The organism is uncultured Caballeronia sp., assembly GCF_964243625.1.
Lineage (GTDB): Bacteria > Pseudomonadota > Gammaproteobacteria > Burkholderiales > Burkholderiaceae > Caballeronia.
Genome location: NZ_CAXTGZ010000476.1, coordinates 1 through 4710 on the forward strand (window position 1 = coordinate 1; position 4710 = coordinate 4710).

Annotated in this window: 5 protein-coding genes; 4 read left to right on the forward strand and 1 reads right to left on the reverse strand. The window is 61.9% G+C overall.

Annotated features, from left to right (window positions below; genetic code table 11):
• The first annotated feature begins 431 nt into the window (after positions 1-431).
• From lplT to thiD, 4 genes are all read left to right on the forward strand, one after another.
• Positions 432-1739 (forward strand): lysophospholipid transporter LplT, encoded by a 1308-nt coding sequence (gene lplT, locus ACFFAR_RS25070; RefSeq protein WP_086380050.1) that lies wholly within the window; start codon positions 432-434, stop codon positions 1737-1739.
• Positions 1740-1819: 80 nt separating this feature from the next.
• Positions 1820-2632 (forward strand): hydroxyethylthiazole kinase, encoded by an 813-nt coding sequence (gene thiM / locus ACFFAR_RS25075; protein ID WP_174364688.1) that lies wholly within the window; start codon positions 1820-1822, stop codon positions 2630-2632.
• A gap of 2 nt (positions 2633-2634) precedes the next feature.
• A complete protein-coding gene (gene thiE / locus ACFFAR_RS25080; RefSeq protein WP_174364687.1) occupies positions 2635-3273 on the forward strand; it encodes a thiamine phosphate synthase in 639 nt (212 codons plus the stop codon).
• Positions 3270-4076: a bifunctional hydroxymethylpyrimidine kinase/phosphomethylpyrimidine kinase gene (thiD, locus tag ACFFAR_RS25085; protein WP_375508650.1), complete on the forward strand. Its 807-nt coding sequence runs from the start codon at positions 3270-3272 to the stop codon at positions 4074-4076. The genes thiE and thiD overlap by 4 nt, the downstream gene beginning before the upstream one ends.
• On the opposite strand, the gene ACFFAR_RS25090 is transcribed toward thiD, so the two are convergent.
• Positions 4063-4710: DUF1853 family protein (locus tag ACFFAR_RS25090; protein WP_174364685.1), on the reverse strand; the 648-nt coding region annotated here is incomplete at its 5' end. The two genes, thiD and ACFFAR_RS25090, sit on opposite strands and share 14 nt — an antisense overlap.

The window sequence follows — 4710 nt, forward strand, 5'->3', positions numbered from 1 at the left end:
CGCCGACGTCATTATGGCAGCAGTCGATCGTGCCCTATTGATGATCGCCTGGAAGCATGGCGGAACAACCCAGGGTAGATGTGCCAACGGCCAATCATTGCATAGAATGGCCGTTTAACAAGAGACCGTGCGCGCGGTGATAAATCCGAAAATAGCCGATGTAGCGGCTCAATAGCTGAATCAGTACCCGAATCAATACCTTATAGGCGCCTTGCAGACCGGTGACGTTCCGGCCCGAACGTCTGCGAATTGTCATGGAGGTTACTGCTAGTCAGAATGCGCCTATTTTCGTGTTATAAAGCCGTGCACACAACCCATTTCAAACAGAAATTGCCTGAACGGGAGCCTGAGCGCGAACCCGGACGCGAAAGACGAGCGCGCCGTGCGGAAACGGGGCGGATCACCCGCAGTGCGGACTAGCATCGGATCAGATGAAAAAAGGTTTTTACACCATCATGGCCGCGCAGTTTTTCTCGTCGCTGGCCGACAACGCCCTTCTGATCGCTGCGATCGCCCTGCTGAAAGATCTTCACGCCCCGAACTGGATGACGCCGCTGCTCAAGCTGTTCTTTGTGCTGTCATACGTAGTTCTGGCTGCTTTCGTAGGTGCCTTCGCCGACTCACGGCCGAAGGGTCACGTGATGTTCGTCACCAACTCCATCAAGGTAGTCGGCTGCCTTACCATGCTGGTGGGCGCGCACCCGCTGCTGGCGTATGGCATTGTCGGTTTCGGCGCGGCCGCATACTCGCCCGCGAAGTACGGCATTCTCACCGAACTGCTGCCTGCCGACCGTCTGGTCGCGGCCAACGGATGGATTGAAGGGACCACGGTCGGGTCGATCATTCTCGGCACGGTCATGGGCGGTGCGCTGATCAGTCCACATATAGCGTCGCACATACTTTCGCTACATATTCCCAAGGTCGATACGCCCGCCGAAGCGGCCATGCTCGTGATCGTGTTCATGTACATCGTCGCCGCGATCTTCAATCTGCGGATCCCCGATACCGGCGCACGTTATCCGAAGCAGGAACATCGCCCGATCAAACTCATCACCGACTTCGCCGATTGTTTCAATGCGCTCTGGCACGACAAGCTCGGGCAGATCTCCTTGGCCGTGACCACGCTGTTCTGGGGCGCGGGCGCGACCTTGCAGTTCATCGTGCTGAAGTGGGCGGAAGTGTCGCTCGGCATGTCACTGTCGGAGGCGGCGATTCTCCAGGCGATCATCGCGGTCGGAGTGGCCGTGGGTGCAATTCTCGCGGCGGCGCGCGTGCCGCTGAAGAAGTCACTGTCGGTGCTGCCGGTTGGCATCATGATGGGCGTCGCGGTGATGCTGCTCGCGTTCTATTCGAAGCATCTTTTCCCGGTGCACTGGGGCATCTATTTTGGTCGCATGCACCTTCCGGGTTACCTGATCGTCGCGTATATCTTCCTGATGATCGTCGGCGGCCTGTCGGGCTTTTTCGTGGTGCCGATGAACGCGCTGCTGCAACATCGCGGACACGTGCTGCTTTCGGCCGGGCATTCGATCGCGGTGCAGAACTTCAACGAGAATCTTTCGGTGCTCGTGATGTTGTGCCTGTATGCCGTGCTCGTCTGGCTCGATGTACCGATTCAATTCGTGATCGTGCTGTTCGGCACCTTTGTCTGCCTGATGATGTACTTCGTCATGCGGCGGCATCAGGCCAATCAGCGCGCGTTCGATTCGGTCGCGCTGATCGGCGAATCACGCCACTGAACCCGGCCGAACCCGGCACGACGCGAGCGAAGCCGGACGCGCGATAATCCGGCTATCCATTTCTCTTCACGCCAGACTTCATGCTCGCCGCCGATCTCTTTTCGTTCGCAAACCGTGTGCGCGAACGCGCGCCGCTCGTCCATTGCCTGACGAATCTCGTTGTCACGAATTTCACGGCCAACGTGCTGCTCGCGATCGGCGCAGCGCCGGCGATGGTCGTCGCGCGCGAGGAAGTCAGCCAGTTTGCGCCGATGGCGAACGCGGTATCGGTGAATCTCGGCACGCTCGACCTGCCGCAAAGCCGTGCGATCCGCGCCGCCGTCGATGCCGCCAACGGCGCGCACAAGCCTTGGATCCTCGATCCGGTCGCGGTCGGCCCGCTGAGCTTTCGCACTGAATTCGCGCTCGATCTGCTCGATGCACAACCCGCCGTGATTCGTGGCAACGCGTCTGAGATCATTAGCCTGTCGGGCGGCGCGTCGAGCGGACGCGGCGTGGACAGCACCGCCCTGGCCGAAAGCGCGCTCGATGCAGCCCAGATCCTCGCGCTGAAAACGGGCGCGATCGTGGCCGTGACGGGTGCGACCGATTACATCACCGATGGCCGGCGGACTGTGGCGTTATCGAATGGATCGGTCTTGATGACGCGCGTGACGGGCGTCGGGTGCGCGTTATCGGCGACGGTGGCAGCATTCGTGGGCGTAGCTGTAGCCGACGAGTTCTGGGCCGCGACCATTGCCGCAGTGGCGTATTCGAGCATTGCCGGCGAACTCGCCGCCCGCGACGCAGCGTTACCCGGCAGCTTTGCAGTCGCGTATCTGGACAGGCTGGCATCGCTTGCTGAAGACGCGTTCGCCGCCACGCTCGTCCAGCGCGATATCCCGGCCGCCTGAACATGAACCTCGATCTCTCGCTTTATCTCGTGCTCGACCCTGTGCAGTGCGGCGGACATGCGGGCTCGCTCGCCATCGCGCAAGCCGCGCTTGAAGGCGGCGTCACGATCGTGCAACTGCGCGCGCCGCAATGGCACAAGCGCGCGTGGCTCGCGCTCGCCTCGGATCTGCTGCCGATCACGCGCCAGTTTGCCGTGCCGCTGATCATCAACGATCACATCGATGTCGCGCTCGCCTGCGGCGCCGATGGCGTGCATATCGGGCAGAAGGATCTGCCGCCGGAGGTCGCCCGGAAGCTGCTCGGACCGCGTGCGTTGATCGGTCTGTCGGTATCGGATGAACGCGAAGTCGATGACGCCAATCCGCTCGGCACGATGATCGATTACGTCGGTGTCGGACCCGTGTTCGACACCCCCACGAAGCCGGATGCATCGGCGGCGCTGGGTATAGAAGGAATCGCGGCGCTGTGTGCTCGGTCGTTGCATCCGACGGTGGCTATCGGCGGCATCCAGTTGAGCAACGCCGGGCATGTCAAACGCGCAAAACCCGGCGGAATCGCGGTGGTATCGGCGATCTGCAAGGCCGCCGATCCCCGTCTCGCCGCGCAGCAATTGCGCGCTGAAAATTCCCGGACATCATGACCCATTCAATCCCCAACGTTCTCGCCATCGCCGGTTCCGATTCGGGCGGCGGTGCGGGTATCCAGGCCGACCTGAAGGCGTTTTCGGCGCTCGGCGCATATGGTTTGTCGGTGATCACCGCCCTCACCGCGCAAAACACGCGCGGCGTGACGGCGATCCACACGCCGGATGCGTCGTTCGTCACGGCGCAACTGGACGCTGTTTTCGACGATATCCGTATCGATGCCGTGAAGATCGGCATGCTCGCCAACGCCGATGTGGTGCGCGCGGTTGCAACAGCGTTGCGTCGATACCAACCGGCGCATGTCGTGCTCGACACGGTCATGATTTCCAAGAGTCATCATGCGTTGCTCGCACCGGAAGCCGTCGCCGCGTTACGCGATGAATTATTGCCGCTGGCCACCATCGTCACGCCGAACCTGCCGGAAGCGGCGGCGCTATTGAACGACGTGTCAGCGGAAGACGAAGAAACAATGGTGCGCCAGGGCGAAGCGCTGCGGGCGATGGGTGCGAAGGCCGTGCTGATGAAAGGCGGCCATCTGAGCGCCCCCGACAGTCCCGACTGGCTCATCGAGGCAGGTGGTTCGCTACGGCTGGGCGGTCCGCGCGTGCCGGTGAAAAACACGCACGGGACGGGATGCACGTTGTCGTCGTCGATCGCCGCGTTATTGCCGCAGCGCGACTCGCTCGCCGCCGCAACCGCCGATGCCAAGCTTTATCTGACCGGCGCGATCGAACAGAGCGCGCGACTCGAAGTCGGGCACGGCGTCGGGCCTGTGCATCATTTCTTCAAGTGGTGGTGAGGCGCGCATAACGCAGCGCGCGTTCGGGCCATTCATCCGGCACGATAAAACCACGCGAGCGCTCGCGCCAGATATCGCCGGCGCTCCGGTCGTAATTTGCGACCATGGTCGGCGATGTCAGCGCGCCGGCATCGAAGGTCAGCGTTCCGGCTTCTTCGTTCGACAACGACCGTTCCGCCAGCCACGCAAGTCTCGGCACAACGGCAAAAGCCTCGTCTCCTTTCGACTCCTGCCACTCCGATACCGTCATCCACCAGCCGCGCAAATGATCGTCGGCGAGTTCGGGGGGCAGCGTCGGCGCGGCGCCTTGTCGATAAAACAGCCTGCCCTTGACGAACAGTTCAGCGCGCCACGGTCCTTCGAATCCGAGCGATGCGAATTCATCGCGCGCGCTCAAACCGAGTTGATGATGCAAGAGCCGGTCATGCTTCAGGTCGAAGCGATCCTGCAGATTGGGTCCGACATAATCGGATAACGCGACCGCACCCTCGCCGATATGCAGATAGAACTTCACGGCAAGCTCCCAATGCAGACGTTCGCGCCGGGCGTTGTGCAAGAGGAAATCGACCTCGCCGAGGGTTTGCCCCGCTGCGCGCAACGGCACGTTGGCGGCGATCAGCCGTGCATCGGGTCC